Annotated in this window: 16 protein-coding genes; 8 read left to right on the forward strand and 8 right to left on the reverse strand. The window is 61.7% G+C overall.

Annotation, left to right across the window (positions count from 1 at the left end):
• Nucleotides 1–7: 7 nt before the first annotated feature.
• The 4 genes from D5125_15840 to D5125_15855 form a co-directional block, all read right to left on the reverse strand.
• Nucleotides 8–556 carry a response regulator transcription factor gene (locus tag D5125_15840; GenBank protein ID QFY90810.1) on the reverse strand — a complete coding sequence of 183 codons (549 nt, stop codon included), beginning with the start codon at nt 554–556 and terminating at the stop codon, nt 8–10.
• Nucleotides 553–2,478, reverse strand: coding sequence for a sensor histidine kinase (locus D5125_15845; GenBank protein QFY90811.2), 1,926 nt, complete (start codon nt 2,476–2,478; stop codon nt 553–555). The genes D5125_15840 and D5125_15845 overlap by 4 nt, the downstream gene beginning before the upstream one ends.
• Before the next feature lie 231 nt (nt 2,479–2,709).
• The gene (locus tag D5125_15850) at nt 2,710–3,591 is read right to left on the reverse strand and encodes a transporter (GenBank protein ID QFY90812.1); all 882 of its coding nucleotides are present in this window, start codon (nt 3,589–3,591) and stop codon (nt 2,710–2,712) included.
• A gap of 25 nt (nt 3,592–3,616) precedes the next feature.
• Nucleotides 3,617–5,167 (reverse strand): ATP-binding protein, encoded by a 1,551-nt coding sequence (locus D5125_15855; GenBank protein ID QFY90813.1) that lies wholly within the window; start codon nt 5,165–5,167, stop codon nt 3,617–3,619.
• A 299-nt stretch (nt 5,168–5,466) separates the two neighbouring features.
• On the opposite strand from D5125_15855, the gene D5125_15860 reads away from it, so the two are divergent.
• A complete protein-coding gene (locus D5125_15860) occupies nt 5,467–7,182 on the forward strand; it encodes a diguanylate cyclase (GenBank protein ID QFY90814.1) in 1,716 nt (571 codons plus the stop codon).
• A 3-nt stretch (nt 7,183–7,185) separates the two neighbouring features.
• Here D5125_15860 and D5125_15865 read toward each other — a convergent pair whose 3' ends face one another.
• The 4 genes from D5125_15865 to D5125_15880 all read right to left on the reverse strand — a co-directional run bounded on the left by D5125_15865 (nt 7,186) and on the right by D5125_15880 (nt 10,148).
• Entirely contained in the window at nt 7,186–7,650 is a 465-nt protein-coding gene (locus tag D5125_15865; GenBank protein ID QFY90815.1) for an RNA-binding protein, read from the reverse strand.
• The gene (locus D5125_15870; protein ID QFY90816.2) at nt 7,650–8,831 is read right to left on the reverse strand and encodes a GGDEF domain-containing protein; all 1,182 of its coding nucleotides are present in this window, start codon (nt 8,829–8,831) and stop codon (nt 7,650–7,652) included. Before D5125_15870 ends, D5125_15865 begins: the two co-directional genes overlap by 1 nt.
• 210 nt (nt 8,832–9,041) lie before the next feature.
• Nucleotides 9,042–9,584: a DUF2062 domain-containing protein gene (locus D5125_15875; GenBank protein QFY90817.1), complete on the reverse strand. Its 543-nt coding sequence runs from the start codon at nt 9,582–9,584 to the stop codon at nt 9,042–9,044.
• Between the two features lie 165 nt (nt 9,585–9,749).
• Nucleotides 9,750–10,148 (reverse strand): hemerythrin family protein, encoded by a 399-nt coding sequence (locus tag D5125_15880; protein QFY90818.1) that lies wholly within the window; start codon nt 10,146–10,148, stop codon nt 9,750–9,752.
• A 136-nt stretch (nt 10,149–10,284) separates the two neighbouring features.
• Here D5125_15880 and rfbB point away from each other — a divergent pair, with 136 nt between their 5' ends.
• From rfbB to D5125_15915, 7 genes are all read left to right on the forward strand, one after another.
• Nucleotides 10,285–11,340 (forward strand): dTDP-glucose 4,6-dehydratase, encoded by a 1,056-nt coding sequence (rfbB, locus tag D5125_15885; protein ID QFY90819.1) that lies wholly within the window; start codon nt 10,285–10,287, stop codon nt 11,338–11,340.
• Between the two features lie 474 nt (nt 11,341–11,814).
• Nucleotides 11,815–12,711: a dTDP-4-dehydrorhamnose reductase gene (gene rfbD, locus D5125_15890; protein ID QFY90820.1), complete on the forward strand. Its 897-nt coding sequence runs from the start codon at nt 11,815–11,817 to the stop codon at nt 12,709–12,711.
• Between the two features lie 387 nt (nt 12,712–13,098).
• Nucleotides 13,099–13,983, forward strand: coding sequence for a glucose-1-phosphate thymidylyltransferase RfbA (rfbA, locus tag D5125_15895; GenBank protein QFY90821.1), 885 nt, complete (start codon nt 13,099–13,101; stop codon nt 13,981–13,983).
• Nucleotides 13,980–14,537, forward strand: a complete 558-nt coding sequence (gene rfbC / locus D5125_15900; protein QFY90822.1) for a dTDP-4-dehydrorhamnose 3,5-epimerase — start codon at nt 13,980–13,982, stop codon at nt 14,535–14,537. Before rfbA ends, rfbC begins: the two co-directional genes overlap by 4 nt.
• A 16-nt stretch (nt 14,538–14,553) precedes the next feature.
• Nucleotides 14,554–14,793 (forward strand): UPF0175 family protein, encoded by a 240-nt coding sequence (locus D5125_15905; GenBank protein QFY91200.1) that lies wholly within the window; start codon nt 14,554–14,556, stop codon nt 14,791–14,793.
• The gene (locus D5125_15910; GenBank protein QFY90823.1) at nt 14,793–15,290 is read left to right on the forward strand and encodes a DUF3368 domain-containing protein; all 498 of its coding nucleotides are present in this window, start codon (nt 14,793–14,795) and stop codon (nt 15,288–15,290) included. Before D5125_15905 ends, D5125_15910 begins: the two co-directional genes overlap by 1 nt.
• 209 nt (nt 15,291–15,499) lie before the next feature.
• On the forward strand, nt 15,500–16,795 hold the full coding sequence (locus D5125_15915; protein ID QFY90824.1) for a trigger factor: 1,296 nt from the start codon (nt 15,500–15,502) through the stop codon (nt 16,793–16,795).
• Nucleotides 16,796–16,819 lie beyond the last annotated feature (24 nt).

A 16,819-nucleotide genomic window follows, 5' to 3' on the forward strand; every position in this document is an offset into this window, starting at 1 on the left:
CGTATTCTCAGGGCTGCTCGCCGAGGGCGCGCACCAGGGCATCACGGCTAACGGGTTGGCCGTCCTGCCCGGCGAGGCCCTGCAGGAGTTGGCTTTCGATGAAGGTGATTTCGCCTCCCTGGCCTTGGGGGCTAACCAGCCAGCCTGTCTGTACCTCTAAGCGCCAACAGCCGGACGAGGGTTGCTCGTGCTGCCCCAGGCGTTGCTGCTGGTTGGCCAGCACGACCTGGAGTTCCTTGAAGTACACCGGCTTGGTCAGGTAGGCATGGGCCCCGGCCTCCCAGCCTTCCACGCGCTGATCCGCTTCGCCGCGCGCCGTCAGGATGATGATGATCATGCTCGGGTAGTCCCGGCGCAGCTGTCGGCACAGGTCGAGGCCATCTATATCGGGCAGGCCCAGGTCGAGCAGCAGTATCGGCGGGGCCGGATGGCTGTCGAGCCAGTCGAGCAGGTCTTGACCCTGATCCAGGGCGATCACCTGGTAACCGAGATGGCCCAACTGATAACTGATCTCATCGCGGAAATCGATGTTGTCCTCGACGAACAGGATCTTCATGCCTCACCCCCGCTGTCGATCGGCAGCCAGAGTTCGAAGCAGACGCGATTCGTGCCCGCGTTACGCGCCTTCAGCCAGCCCTGTTGTTGCTCGACGATGCGCCGGGCCAGGTGGAGGCCCAGGCCCAGGCCGGGCTGGTTGGCGTGCTCGTCGATGCGCACAAATTTCTCGAAGATGCGCTCTTCCATGCCCGCTGCCAGGGGTGATGCCGGGTTACAGATACGCAGGCAGACGCCGTCGCGATCGCCCTGGCGCAGGGGGTGCAGGTCGGCCTCGATGCCTTCCGGGGTGAGGCTGTATTTGAGCGCGTTGTCGTAGAGGTTGAGCACGGCAAAGCTCAGCATCTGCGCATCGGCCCGGACCTGGGGGCTCCAGTCCGGCGGCAGGTCGAGCGTGATGCGCTCGGCGCCTTCCACCAGCAGGTCGAGCGCGGAGCGACAGAGCCTTCGCAGGTCAACCGATTCGATCCGTATCTGATACGCGTCCTCCCGCAGGGCACGGGCATTGACACCGACCAGCTGCATCAGGATCTCCATGCGTTGCACGGCGCGTTGGATGCGCTGGTAGCGCAGCGCCTTGTCGGGGTCGTCGTTGGCCTCCTGCTCCATCAGTTGCAGGGATTCGAGGGTGGAGACAATGATGGCGATGGGGGTGCGCACCTCGTGGCCGATCATCTGCAGGAGCTGGTCCTGTTCGCGCCGACGGCTGCGTTCCTCCTCGGCGTCATGACGGGCGATCTCGAGCTTGATGTGGGCCTCGTCGCGCTGGCGTTCCCCGAGGCGGACCTGGTAGTAGAGCGCGAGGTGGAGTGCCAGTACGTGAATCAACTGGCCGATCTGGGCGGAATAGGCCGACCAGAGGCTCGCCGGCAGCAGCGAGAAGGAGGCCAGCACATCGTTCAGTACCATGAAGGCGAACAGCAGGTAGATGCCGCCAAAGATCTGCTCCACCCGCCCCCCGCTGCGGATGAAGCGCACGGCATGGGGGGCCAAGGCCGGAAACGACAGGACCACCGCCGCCATGATCCAGGGCAGTACCCAGTGAAAAAGCCCGAAAAAGACGCTGACACTGCCGACACTTCCGGCCAGATAACAGTACAGCAACAGCATGCGCGAGAAGCGGTGGCGACGCTCCACCTTCAACAGCCGGGCATAGAAGTAAATACTCAACGCGATGTGGAGGCTGAGAAAGCCCCCGAGGAGTTGATTGGCCAGCAGGGGGTTGTCCGGTAGCAGGTACAGTCCCAGCAGGCCGTCGTAACTGAACCAGGAGAGGGTCTGAAGCAGGATGTAGCCGCAGTAGAGCAGGTAGATGGATTGCCGGATCAGCAACGCGATCACGAGGTTGTAGAGCAGGACCAGGACCATGGCACCGAAAAACAGACCGAACACCAGGCTGCTCATTACCTGGGTCTGCTCGAACGCGGCCCGTTGCGAGAGGACCGGGATGGCCGTTACCTGGCTGCTGGTCTTGATGCGTAGCAGCAACAGGGTCTGGCCTTGCTGAAGCTGTAGGGCAAACGCCGGTGTGCGATGAAACAGGGCGCGATGGGCCACCGGCAGGCCATCACCGCTGATCTGTCGCTGCATCTGCTCGCCGTGGAATTGGTAGAGCTCGACCAGGTCCAGGGTGGGGGGCTCGAGGGCGAGAACCCAGTCGGTCGGGGCATCGGCCGGGCGGGTTACTTCGACCGCCAGCCAGACGGCATCGCCGGTGAAGCCGAGGCCGAGGTTGCCGGGAAGGGCCTGGAAGCCTTGTTCCCGGTACGCGGCACGGGCCTCGGCAACCGTCCGCTTTGTCGTCGGGTCGCGGAAATAGCTCAGTTGGCCCTGGTCCAGGTCGATGCGCGGGGTGTCCGCAGAGAGCTCGACCCGGTCGGCATGGGCCGCTTGGCCCCCTAGGATGAGCAGGGCCAGGAGCAAGCCGACTGTTATCCAAGACCGCTTAGGCATGCTCAGGCGGCGCGAGCAGGGTGGTGGGGCCGGTGGTAACGCGCACCCGGCCAGGCCTCACGCCGACCGGCGTCCGAACACAGGGGGCTGGGGATGTGCGTTTCATCCGGTGATGGTATCAGCCTGAAGCTGACCGAACCTGACCAAAGCTGACAGCCCGCGCAGGCGTGTAGGGGCCGTGTTGCCTGGGTAGTTTCCGCTTCAGAAGCCCTTCTGGTAGCGCAGGGCGATCTCCCGCTGGGTGCGAAAGCCGTTTTCGACATCGACTTCCCTGGCAAAGCGCAGGATCAGTTGTTGCTTGCCGGGCAGGAACCAGGTGGCACCGAGGTTGACGCGCTTGTTCTCCGGCGGGTTGTCGAGCGCCGCGCCATTAAGCCTGGCCTCGCCGCCCCAATTCAGCTGGCCGCCTAGGTGCAGGTGAAAGGCCGGCTTGACTCGCCAACGCAGGTAGCCGGTCAGGGCCAGGGCGGGATCCTGCTCCAGCCGATTGCCGCCGTTGTAGTCGTCGTTGTCGCCGTAGAGGGTCAGCTCGGGCGAAAGCTCGAACAACCATTTGGGGGTGAGGTCCTTCTGCCAGCCGCCTGACAAGACGAAGCGCCAACGGTTCTCCGCGTAGTTGAGCAGTTGGCCGCTGTCGTAACGGCCGGTCGGGGCAATGACCATGGCGCTCAGGCCCAGATAGTTGGCGTTGTGACGATCCTTGATCGGCCACACCGTCAGCCCCAGGCGCAGATCGCCGAAGCCGGTGGTGTTGCCGCCGAGGGCATTGGCCAGGGTCACCGGCCTGGCTGACAAGTCGGCCCAGGTCAGAGCCACTACCGAGGTAGCGGTCATGCCGACCAGCTCGAAGGTGTTGACGCCCCGCATTGCAGCGATCTGGCCGGTCAGCTTGCCATCGCCCTGCTTGGTGCCCTTGGCGTAGGGCCCGACGGCGGTGCGGTCGTAGGCATAGAGGCTGAGGATGCGGTCACCCGGTTCGCTGGGGAAGTAGTCGCCGGGGTAGATGTCGTTGGTGGCGCTTACCGCGTTGCCGACAAACCAGCAGCCAGCAAAGGCAGCTGCCAGACCAAGCCGTGCTTTCATGATGCCCTCTCGTTCGGCTATGAATTCAGGCCAGGGACTCTACCTCAAACCCCACCAAATTGCGTTGCTCCCTGCTGAATTCGATGCCGATGAGGTGAATCGGCTGCTTGAGGCTCAGATATTTTTCAGCGTAATGCTTGGCCTTGAGCTGCCCCAGCGCCTTGCCCTCCGGCACCAGCTCCACCACTTTGAATTCAAATAGCCAGACCTGGCCATTGAATAGCAGCGCCATGTCGAGACGGCCCTGATTGGTGGCGTCTTCTAACCGAATATCCAGCCCCAGGGCGGCGAAGTGGCTGTAGAAGACGCTGGCCCAGTAGCCTTCGTACTGGGTGATGGGGTTGTTGCGGTACCAGTCGTGGGGGATGCCGGCATAGAGGCTGTGGAAGTGCTGGCGCAGTTGCTCGAAATCGCCGCTCATCAAGGTATCGTAAAGACGGCTGACTGACTCGCTGGCCAGGCTGGCGTTACCGTAGAGCCTGCTGAGCAGGGCCTCGTTGAGGGCGCTTTCCACCTCCAGATTGGGATAGCCGAGCCGGTATTCGACGCGGGCAGCGCCCACCTGACGCTGACCGTGGATGGTCAAGTACCCGGTCTGCCACAGCAGGGCCTCGGTGGCCATGTCGTCCACATCAAAGCGCGATAGCAGTGCCTCGGTGGCGTGCCAGGCGCTGATCCTGGGGCTGAAGGCGTGGCGCTGGGTGAGGACGTCGATGAGGAAAGTCGGCGTGCCGGTTTCAAACCAGTAGGCGCGAAATTGACGGTTGCGCAGTAACAACAACAGGTCGAAAGGGTTATACACCGCCTCTCCGGTCCAGTTGTAGCCATTGTACCAATCGCGAATTTGTTGCCGGTCCAGGCCTTCCAGCTCCGGGGCGAATACCTCATCCAGGTCATCTTCCGTATAACCGCAGATCGCCGAATAGCCGACATTCAGGGTGATGTCTTCCAGATTGTTCAGGCCGGAGAAGATGCTCACCTTACTGAACTTGGAAACGCCGGTGATGAAGGCGAATTTGATCTGGGCGTCGTTGTCCTTGATTACCGAGTAGAAATTGCGCAGGCCATCGCGCATCTCACGGGCCAGCTCGGGTTGGGTCAGGTTATCCACGATAGGCTTGTCGTACTCGTCCACCAGAATGACCACGCGCTGGCCGTATTTTTGCGCGGCACGCTGGATCAGCTCGGCAAAACAGCCCGGAGCGGTGGGTTGGCGGCAGCTGATGCCCAGCTTGGCCTGGTTGATGTCGAGCAATTCGCGGAACTTGGCCTCTAGCTGCGCCCGATCGCGCATCAGGCCACCGCCAAAGCTCAGGCGAATAACGGGATACTTGATGCCCCAATCCCAGTGCTCATGGGCATAGAGACCGCGAAACAGCGGCTCATTGGCCTGAAACAGCTCGGCCAGGGTATCGAGAAAAAGGGATTTGCCAAAGCGGCGTGGGCGGGATAGGAAGTAATAGCTGCCCTCTTCGATCAACTGCAGGGCAAAGGGGGTTTTGTCCACATAGTAATAGTCCTCGCCACGGATCTTGGCGAAGGTGTAGATGCCAGCAGGGAGTTTTTTGCGTTTCATCGGCCAATCATAGCACCGCATAGGGCGGGCCGCGCCCGCCGCTGGGCCGATTCAGCTGGGCCAGCAGCGCCCCACCTCGTCGGCACGGCGGCCACGGGCCGCCCTATGCACCACGGAATCCGGGGTTGGGTAGCAGAAAACGGGGCAAACGTCGAATCCCTCAGCCTGGCTTTCTGGGCTACACTGATTGGGAGGAGCGGGCCTACCGGTCAGGTGATTGCGGGGCGGTTCCTTGTCCGTGCAGCCGGTGTGCCGCCCCGCTCGCACCGGCCCGATTGCAGATGCCATAAGGCGCATAAATGAATTTTCTGCACGCTGATCTGAAGGATATGAGCTGCCTGATCACCTATCGCATGGTGGTCCCTGGCATCTATCTACTGGCGGCCTTGCTGGCCGGTGTCTCCCTGTATCTGAGCCTGGGCGAGATCGATCGGGATATCCGCAGCATTGCCCGCGAGCGCGGTGCCGTGCTGTTTCAGTTGGTTGAGTTGACCCGTGGCTGGAATGCCGCCCACGGTGGTGTCTATGTGCTGGTGAATGAAGACAATCTGCCCAACGAGTATCTTGAACATCCGAGGCGGGATATCACCGATCAGCACGGCCGAGTGCTGACCATGATCAATCCGGCCTATATGACCCGGCAGATCGCCGAGCTGGCGCAAAAGACCCAGGGAATACGCCTGAACATCACCAGCCTGAAGCCGATACGCCCGGCCAATCGGCCCGATCATTGGGAAGCGGAGACCCTCAGGTTGTTTCAGCATGCAGGCCTGCGCGAACGCATGGCCTATTTTGCCGATGGCGGCGGCGTCTTTCCCGGCCCGGTGCATCGCTACATGGCACCCCTGATGGTCAAGCAGGCCTGTCTGGAATGCCATGAAAAACAGGGCTACGCGCTGGGGGATATACGTGGCGGCATCTCCGTGAGCATGCCGGCGGCGGACCTGATGGCCATTGCCGGTGAACGCAAAACTCAGACCATGCTGTTGTATTTTATCGGCTTTGTGCTGATCTCCGGGCTTGGTCATCTGGTCGCCTGGCGCACCCATCACCACCTGGCCCTGTTGGAGTCGGTCAACCGGGAGCAGGTGCAGACCATCGCCGCGCGTGATCAGGAGCTTTCCGCCGCAGAGAAGGAGCGGCTGATTGCCGATACCGTGTTCCATAACGCCGCCGAGGCGATTATGGTGACCGACCGGGATAACCGCATCATCCGTGTCAACCCGGCCTTTAGCGCCATTACCGGCTATATCCCGGAGCAGGTGATGGGGCGGGACCCGCACCTGCTCAAGTCCGGTCGGCATGAGCCGGATTTTTTCGCCGCCATGTGGCTCCAGCTGGAGACCCAGGGGCGCTGGCAGGGGGAGATATGGAACCGCCGCGGCAACGGCGAGATATACATCGCCTCCATGTCGATTGCGACCATTGACCAGGCCTCGGACCTGGGCCGCTATGTGGCCACCTTTACCGACATCACCCGGCGCAAGGAGGCGGAGGAGATCATTCTGCGTCGGGCCAATTTCGACAAGCTCACCCAATTGCCCAATCGCAGCCTGTTTGATGACCGGCTGGACAGCACCCTGGCCTCGGCGCGGCGGCATGGGCGCAGTTTTGCCCTGCTCTATGTCGATCTTGACTGGTTCAAGGGGGTCAACGACGAACTCGGGCACGCCGCCGGGGATGCCCTGCTGGGCGAGGTGGCAACGCGCATGGAGGGCTGCGTGCGTGAGGCGGATACGGTGGGGCGACTGGGCGGAGACGAGTTTGCCGTGATCCTGGCGGACCTAAACCAGGCGGCGGAGGCCGAGGAGATCGCCGTGCGCATCAACCAGGCCCTGTCCCAGCCGTTCGAGCTGGCCGAGGGCCAGGCGCGTATCTCCGCCAGCATCGGCATTGCCCTCTATCCCGAGGACGGTGGCGATGAGGCCCTGCTCAAGCGGCAGGCCGACAGGGCCCTCTACGCCGCCAAGGCGGCCGGTCGTAACGGCTACAAGATGGCCCGGCAACTGGCCTGAGCCTCAGCCCTCATCGTCCTCACGGGGGGTGAAGGGGGCGCTCTTGCGCTGGTCGTAGAGCTTGAAGAAGCTGGGGCGCTTTTTCTTCTTTTGCAGGCCGATACGCCGTTTCAGCTTGAGGCCCTCACGGCGATTTTCCGGCGGGGACTCGACATCGGCAAGCAGTTGGTTGATACGCTGATCGCCCGGCGTGCGGTTGTGGAACTCGCGTACCTGCACCGGCTGGCCCTTGAATCGACGCCCATCAAGCCGCTGGATAATGCGCCGGGCGGCGTCCGGGTCGGCCAGGGACACCAGGCCATGGGATTCCTCCACGCCTTGCGCTGTATCTTGGATGTCGATGATATCGCAGGAGATCAGCCCGTCGTCCCGCCAGAAGGCGAGGGGACCAAACAGCCCCCTGCGGATAAACCGCCGTAACTCCTGTAGCGAGGTGCTGGGGGGGATATTGAGGACGATGATCTGCATCAGCTGCCTCCCTCGGTCTGGGGTGAGCGGATCTCCTGCTCTGCATTCAAAACCACCTTGGCGCGGCCGGTCTGCTTTGCCTGATACATGCGCTTGTCGGCCAGTTCCAGCAGCTGTGGCCAGTCATTGATGCCGTCGCTGAGGCGCTCGGCCACGCCGATACTGGCGGTCAGGGGTGCGCCATCGGGGCGCTGGCCCAGCCAGTTCTGGCTGAGGCGCTCCAGCACCAGCCTCACCCCGGCCATGTCGGTATTGGGGAAGATCACCAGAAACTCCTCGCCACCCCAGCGGATCACCATGTCCGAGCGGCGAAACTGCTGGCCCAGGGCGTGGGCGGCGTTGCGCAGGGCCTCATCGCCCATTTCGTGACCGTAGTCGTCGTTGATGGATTTGAACCGGTCCAGATCGACAAAGGCCAGGGCGAAGGGGGATTCCTGATCCAGGGAGAGATGAAAGTACAGGTCGATCAACTCGTTGCCTGTGCTGCGGCTGAATACCCGGGTGAGGGGGTCGTAGCTGATGCGGTGCAGCAGGGAGAGCATGAAGTTGAGCTGGATCGAGGTGGCCAGCAGGGTCACGCCAAGGATCAGGACCAGCATCCAGCCGTGGGAGATGAAGCCATATTGGCTGGGATCGCTGACCAGGACGGGGCTGACCAGGGTGGCCAGCAGCGGCAACAGGCCCAGCCCCAGGCTCTCCAGCAGGGTCAGGGGGAAGATGCACAGACCGGCCAGGGCGATAAAGGGCAGCAGGCCGTACACCTCGGCCAGATACTGTCCCCAGCCCGCCACATCCAGCCCCTGCAACTGATTCAATGCGGCCAGATAGAACAGCAGCGGGTTGATGAACAGCAGGGTGAGGCGGAACTGACAGGGCTCGCTCTGTTGTGAGTCGGTCAGGGCGAGAAACAGGAACAGCCCCGCCGAGAGCAGGCGCAGACCGGTCAGCCCCAGGGCGGTCTGGGTCGGCAGCAGGAGCCAGTCGATGGGGATCCAGGCCAGGGTGAGCAGGGCAAACAGGGCAGAGATGACGCGGATGCGCTGGTAAATCAGGATGCGCCGATAACGGCTGAAATAGGCGCTGTGAAAACGGCGGCTGAGCAGGGATGTGAGCCGCTCGGAGGAAAGCTCCGAGGCACCCAGGAGCCATTCCAGCTGTTTAATGATGAGGGCAAGGGGCATAGGGGTCTGCCAGGTCTGGATAAGGTGCTGTGCTGTATAGGGTGAGCCGCGCTCCTGGTTGATTCTAGCGCAAAATGGGCGGGAAAGCTGTTTGGCTGGGTAAAAGGCCGGCGGGACGGGGTCAGTGGCGCAGCGTGCCATGATCAAACCCATGCTCAGAACATGGCGTCAAACGAGGTATCGGTTGTTATCGATTTGACTGGACGCCCCCTATTCAGCAGGCTGCGACTGGTGCCGCAGCTTGCGCCGGGCACGGCGCTGGGCCAGGTCGTTGAGGACGTGCCAGCGCCAGAACAGGCGTACCAGGATGAAGCCGAGGGCACCGCTGATCAGGCCGCAGACCAGGCCGCCCAGCAGCAGGGGCTGCCAGATCTGGCCAAACACGGATTCGATCCATTCCGGGCTCATGCGAAAGCCCTCGATCCGGGTCGGCTCGCCCAGCAGCCAGGCACCGATGCGGTAGCAGGCATAGAAGATGGGGGGGATGGTGAAGGGGTTGGTGATCCACACCAGGCCCACCGAGATGGGCAGGTTGACGCGCAGCACTATGGCCAGGGCGGCGGAGGTGAGCATCTGCGGGAAGATGGGCAGCAGGGCGCAGAGCAGGCCGACAAAGACGCTGCCGGAGACCGAACGGCGGTTGAGGTGAAACAGGTTGGGGTCGTGGATCAGACGGCCGAATACCCGCATGATCCTGTGCCCTTTGAGGGTAACGGGGTCGGGCAGGTATTTGCGGATCAGCTTTTTGGGCATGGGACGATCGCCGGCTCGTAGGACCGACGATTAAAGCCGCTGCAGGATGGATTGGCAAGGGGTGCGGCAAAATTCAGCCATTAGCACGCAAGCCGCAAGGCACCCGTCCGCCCCTCGCCGCCGAGCAGGGCGAAGGAGTGGGGGCGCTCCCTGTCCGATAGGGCGCTACTGCCTGCCCAGCAGCGGCTTGTACTGCATGTCTTCCTGCATTATGTGCGTGTTCCACCAGTCGTTGAGGTAGGCCAGCAGGTGGGGCACGGCGTTGGCACTCTGGCTGTCCACCTCGGCGCAGAGGTGGGAGAACTGGTTGATGAAGCGGTTATGGCCTTCCTTGTGCGCGGCCAGCTGCGGGTAGCGGGCGCTGCCAAGCAGGCGCTCTTCCAGGCCGAAGTGCTCCATGATGTAGCTGTGCATTTCGTTGAGCACCCTGGAGGCGGTGGCGATCTCGCTGTCTGTCCCCAGGCAGTCAGACAATTCATTGATTAGGTGAATGATTTTCTGATGCTGCCGGTCCAGCTCATCCACCCCGACGCTGTACTGCACGGACCAACTGATGATCTTCATTCTGCGTTTTTGCCTCTGTGCCGTGACGGTGAAGCCTGCATTCAATCACTTTATGGGGATCGGTCACAAGCGGTGATGCTAGAATCTCCGAAAAACGACGATCCACAAGAACACTGAACAGGAACACTGAGCATCCATGACTATCCTGGTTACCGGCGGCGCTGGCTTCATCGGCGCCAATTTCGTCCTCGACTGGCTGGCGCAGAGCGACGAGCCCATCGTCAATCTCGACAAGCTGACCTATGCCGGCAACCGGCAGAACCTGGCGGGGCTGGAGGGCGATGGGCGGCATAGATTCATCCAGGGCGATATCGGTGAGGTCGCGGTGGAGCTGCTGCGCCGGCATGAGATTCGCGCTGTGGTCAACTTTGCCGCCGAATCCCATGTGGATCGCTCCATCCACGGCCCGGAGGACTTCATCCAGACCAACATCCTCGGCAGCTTTCGCCTGCTGGAATCGGTGCGCGGCTACTGGAATGAACTGCGCGGCACGGCGCGGGATCAGTTTCGCTTTCTGCACGTGTCCACCGATGAGGTCTATGGCTCCCTGGGGCCGGGCGATCCCCCCTTTGCCGAAGACCATGCCTATCGGCCCAACAGCCCCTACTCGGCGAGCAAGGCGGCCTCGGATCACCTGGTGCGCGCCTATCACCACACCTACGGCCTGCCGGTGCTGACCACCAATTGCTCCAACAACTACGGGCCCTTTCAGTTTCCGGAAAAGCTCATTCCCCTGGTGATCCACCACGCCCTGCAGGGCAAGGATCTGCCGATTTATGGCGATGGCCAGCAGATTCGCGACTGGCTCTATGTCAGCGACCATTGCAGCGCCATCCGCCGCGTGCTGGAGGCCGGACGGCCGGGGCAGGTCTATAACATCGGCGGGCTCAACGAGAAGGCCAACCTGGACATAGTCCAGCTGCTCTGCGACCTGCTGGACGAGCAACGGCCACGCGCCGATGGCCGCCCCTATCGTGAGCAGATCCGCTTTGTCACCGACCGCGCCGGCCATGACCGCCGCTACGCCATAGACGCACGCAAGATCGAGACCGAGCTGAACTGGCGGCCGGCAGAGACCTTCGATACCGGCATCCGCAAAACCCTGAGCTGGTACCTGCAGCATCAGGACTGGGTGGCTAATGTCACCAGCGGCGCTTATCGGGATTGGCTGAGCCAGCAGTATCAGGGTTAGCAAAAAAGGGACGCAGAGGGCGCAAAGGAGCGCAAAGAACGCAAAGGGTTACAAAAGTTGTCCTGATTACCCACAAATCTCAGCCAATCGAATAGGGCGGCCCGTGGCCGCCGAGCAACCACTAGGGGCAGGCTTCATTGCTGTGGCTTGGCGGCGGGCGCGGCCCGCCCTATGCCGCACGGCAAAGTCGACCTCCCACCAGGACGTGCACGACCAGCCAAGATAATGGTTGAGATACATGGGTAATCAGGAAAGTTGTAGCCTGGAAGCAGCACTGAGTCTGGCGAAGGCTGGAGCCCGAGGTGGCCTTGCGTAGTCATCTGGGAGCTCCGAGCGCTGGCTCGGACTTAATACCTCCGAGCCAGCGCTCGGAGCTCCCAATATAACGGGGATACAGCAAGGTTGCTGCGCGGCAACTCTCTGACAAATAAGTTAAAATAAAAAATACAATCGGCGTAATCTGCGGTTTATGAAATGAACATATTACTACTGGGAAAAAACGGCCAGCTAGGCTGGGAGCTGCAACGTGCCCTGGCACCCCTGGGCGAGGTCGTGGCGCTGGATCAGGATCGGGCGGATTTTGCCCAACCCGAGACCCTGGTGCCCCTGCTGGACCAACTCCAGCCGGGGCTGATCGTCAACGCCGCCGCCCACACGGCGGTGGACAAGGCCGAGTCCGAGCCGGAGCTTTCGCAGCGGATCAATGCGGATGCAGTAGCCGAGCTGGCGCGTTGGGCGGCCCAGCACCGGGTCTGGCTGATCCACTATTCCACCGACTATGTGTTCGACGGTAGCGCCGCAGGCTGGTACAGCGAGGAAGACGCCAGCAACCCCCTGTCGGTCTATGGCCGAACCAAGCTGGCCGGAGAGCAGGCGCTGGCCGCCTCCGGCTGTCATCATCTGACCTTGCGCACCAGCTGGGTCTATGCCAGCCGTGGCAAAAACTTCGCCCGCACCATGCTACAGCTGGCGGCCAGCCGGGAAAGTCTGTCCGTGGTGGCAGATCAGTGGGGCGCGCCCACCAGCGCCGAGCTGCTGGCGGATGTCACCGCCCTGTGCCTGTATCGGCTGAGACAGGAGGGCGAGGGGGCAGGGCACCTGTCCGGCCTTTATCATCTGGTGGCCGCAGGCGAGACCAACTGGTGCGACTACGCCCGCTTTGTCCTGCAACAGGCCCAGCAGCGGGGTACCCAGCTCAAGGTCGGCCCCGAGCAGGTCAAGGCGATCAGCACCGCCGAGTACCCCACCCCGGCGCAAAGGCCGCTGAACTCGCGCCTTGCCACGGATAAACTACGCCAAGCCTTCGGCCTGACCCTGCCCGACTGGCGCTACCATGCCGCCCGGCAGATAGATGAGTTGCTCGGTTCGTAATATCAGGACGCAGAGGACGCAAAGAAGCGCAGAGGGCGCAGAGAAGAATGAGGCATTAAGGCGAGTTTCCCTCGGAATATGAAGCCTTGCTTGGTCGCACCGGGACTCGGCGGCCCCGTAGCCCGGATGCAGCGAAGCGGTCCCTATCAGCATCCTGTCTCACGGGACACTCGCACATCCCTGTGCAGCGAAATCCGGGGAGGTGTTGCAAGGCATACGAGTGTCTGCCCAGCAGATCTTTGCACCTCCGAGCCAGCGCTCGGAGCTCCCAGGTTGAGAGGCGGCAGTCAGGTTGTTTCACAGAAATTTTTTCACGTTGCGCTCTCTGCGCTTCTTTGCGACCTCTGCGTCCCATCCAAGTTGGCCGCTCAACAGGAGACAATTGACATGAAACGCAAGGGTATCATCCTCGCCGGTGGCTCCGGCACCCGGCTGTACCCGGTCACCCTGGCGGTGTCCAAACAGCTGCTGCCGGTGTATGACAAGCCGATGATCTACTACCCCCTGAGCACCCTGATGCTGGCAGGGATCAGTGACATCCTGCTCATATCCACACCCCAGGACATTCCGCGCTTCGAGCAACTGCTCGGCGATGGTCGTCAGTGGGGCCTGCAGATTCAATATGCGGTGCAGCCCAGCCCCGATGGTCTGGCCCAGGCCTTTATCATCGGCAAGGCGTTTATCGGCGCCGATCCGGTGGCCCTGATCCTGGGGGATAACCTGTTCCATGGCCACAACTTGCAGCAACTGCTGCGCCAGGCCATGGCTCAGGAGCAGGGCGCTACGGTGTTCGCCTACCCGGTACAGGACCCCCAGCGTTATGGCGTGGTCGAGTTTAACGCCGCCGGCGAGGCCCTGAGCCTGGAGGAAAAGCCGGTCAAGCCCAAGTCCCACTTCGCCGTGCCGGGGCTGTATTTCTACGACAACAGCGTGGTGGCCAAGGCCGAGGCGCTCAAGCCCTCGCCACGGGGCGAGCTGGAGATTACCGATATCAATCGGGACTATCTGGCGGCCGGCCAGCTCAATGTGGTCAACATGGGTCGCGGCATGGCCTGGCTAGACACCGGCACCCACGAGTCGCTGATGCAGGCCTCGGCCTTTATCGAGACCATCGAGCAACGCCAGGGCCTGAAGGTCGCCTGCCCGGAGGAAATCGCCTACAGCCAGGGCCTGATCGACTCGACGCAGCTGCGGGAACTGGCCAGGCCCCTGGAGAAAAACGGCTACGGTCAGTATCTGCTGCGCCTGCTGCAGGAGGGGCCGATTCAATGAAGGTGATAGATACCGCCATCGCCGAGGTGAAGATCATCGAGCCGCGGGTGTTCGGTGATGAGCGCGGCTTTTTCTTCGAGAGCTTCAACCGCCGCCAGTTCGAGCAGGCCATAGGTATCGAGGCCAACTTTGTCCAGGACAACCACTCGCGCTCGGCGCAGCATGTGCTGCGTGGCCTGCATTACCAAATCCAACAACCCCAAGGCAAGCTGGTGCGGGTGGTCAGCGGCCAGGTATTCGATGTGGCGGTGGATATTCGCCAGGGCTCGCCCAGCTTCGGCCAGTGGGTTGGGGTGGAGCTGAACGCGGAGAACCATCGCCAGTTCTGGCTGCCGCCGGGCTTCGCCCACGGTTTTGTCGTGCTCTCGGAAACGGCGGATTTTCTCTACAAGACCACCGACTACTATGCCCCCGAGCACGAGCGCTGCATTATCTGGAACGACCCGCAGATCGGTATAGACTGGCCGCTGCCAGCAGCGCCCCGGCTCTCCGCCAAAGACCAGCAGGGCCTGAGCCTGGAGCAGGCGGAGTTGCCTTCGGCTAAACGCCATTAAGGAGATCGAAGTGAGCATGTTGACCCTGGAACTCCCCGTGGATGGATTGCCTTCAGCAGCAGAACTGCCGGACAACTTTTCCGAAGAGGCCCGTTTTCTGTTGGCAGCGAAGCTTTTTGAGCAGGGCCGTATTTCATCGGGAAAGGCAGGGAGGCTTTGTGGCATGGGACGTGTCGAATTTCTTATGGCGGCTAGCCGAGCCGGTGTGGCAGTTGTCGATTTGAGCGGCGATGAATTAGCTCGGGAATTTGCTTGATGTTGGCTGACTGTGCAGTCATCAACTCTGGGCCATTGGTGGCGCTGTCACTAACGGGGCAACTGGATCTGTTGCCGCACTTGTTTGGCCAGTTCTGGATTCCACAGCAGGTGTTTCATGAGGTGGCCGTTGCAGGCTTGGGTAAGCCAGGCGCAAGTGCTATTGGAGATGCACGCTGGTCAGCCCATGTCTGTGTGGCACCCGAACCTGATCCGTTACTGGTTGCCGAGTTGGATGCCGGTGAAGCTGCTGTCATCGCGCTGGCACGAAGCCTTACGCCCTGTTTGGTCATACTGGATGAGAAACGCGGCCGTAGAATTGCTAACCAAATCTATGGGTTGCCGGTCAAAGGTACGGCGGGGCTGTTGGTTGAGGCCTATCGACGAGGGTTGCTGGACGATGTCCGTGCGCCTTTGCTTGGGCTCAAGCGTGCGGGGTATTTCGTTTCTGACTCGGTGATTGAGGCAGCCTGTAGCGCCGCGGCACGCAAAAACTGAAGCAGCTGGATTTTGAGATCGTTCAGTTACGATTTGGCACTGCTGTCGATCAAGGCTGATTTCGATAGGGTTTGATTAGCGAGGAAAATTGACTTATCCGCCGCCTGTTGTACCATCCCGCACTTTGCCCTTTGTTTGTCCCGCCGGGTTGACAGAGGATTTTCCCTGAAATCAGACACAGAGCGGCTCGGCTGCCGGAGAGAGTATTGATGCAAGTTTCCATTGAAGCAGGTGAAGGCCTGGAACGGCGAATGACGGTTGAACTGCCCAGCGAACAGCTACAGGAGGCGGTGGACAAGAAGTTGCAGGAGCTGTCCGGTACGGTGCGCATGGACGGTTTTCGTCCCGGCAAGGTGCCCATGCGGGTGATTCGCCAGCGTTTTGGCCGTTCGGTGCGCCAGGAGGTGATGGGCGACCTGATCCAATCCAGCTTTTTTGATGCGGCACAGCAGCAAAATGTCTCGCCCGTCGCCATGCCGCGCATCGATGAACTGGACCTGGACGCCGCCCGTTATGTGGCGGTGTTTGAGGTCATGCCCGAGGTGACCCTGGCGGATATGTCCGAGGTCAGCATCAAGCGGCCCCAGGTGGAGATCACCGATGCCGATGTGGATAAGATGGTCGAACAGCTGCGTAAACAGCGCGCCAGCTGGGAGCCGGTAGAACGCCCGGCGCAGGACGGGGATCAGCTGCTTATCAGCTTCACCGGTTATATCGAGGATGAGGCCTTTGAGGGCGGCAGCGCCGAGGACGTACCCCTGGAGCTGGGCTCCGGCAGGATGATCGAGGGCTTTGAGGCAGGCCTGCTGGGTGCCTCGGCAGGGGACAAACCCAGCCTGGAGCTGAAGTTTCCCGAGGACTATCGGGTGGAGCACCTGGCCGGCCGGGATGCCCGCTTTGAGGTGGAGGTCAAGGAGGTGCGTGAGCAGCGGTTGCCAGAGATCAACGAGACCTTTATCAAGGAGTTCGGCATTGAATCAGGTGAGATGACGGACTTTCTCGCCGACATCCGCAAGAGCATGGAGTTCGAGCTGAACAAAAAGCGTAAGCAAATGATCAAGGATCAGGTGATGAACGCCCTGGCCGAGGCCAACCCCATTCAGGTGCCCGAGGCACTGGTGGAGCGGGATGCCGAGGTGCTGAAGAAACAGACCCTGCAAGACATGGCCCGTCAGGGCCAGAGCAGCGCCCTGGACCTGCCGGTCGAGATCTTCAAGGACTCGGCCAGGCGTCGGGTCGTCCTGGGCCTGCTGGTGGGCGAGATCGTCCAGCAAAACCAGTTCAAGCCAGATGCGGAACGGGTCCAGCAGGCCATCGAGGATTACACCCAGGGCTATGAAAACCCCCGGGAGGTGATCGACTACTACCGCAACAACAAGGAGGCGAGGGCCAATGTGGAGAGCATGGTGGTGGAGGATATGGTGACCGATTGGGTCCTGACTCAGGTCAAGGTAGAGGACGAGACCCAGACCTTCGATGCCTTCATGAACCCGGAGAAGGAATAAGACCATGCAGGATCAGGGCAGCAG

Origin of the sequence: gamma proteobacterium SS-5, assembly GCA_009497875.2 — a bacterium.
Taxonomy (GTDB): Bacteria; Pseudomonadota; Gammaproteobacteria; order Chromatiales; family Chromatiaceae; genus Magnetovirga; species Magnetovirga frankeli.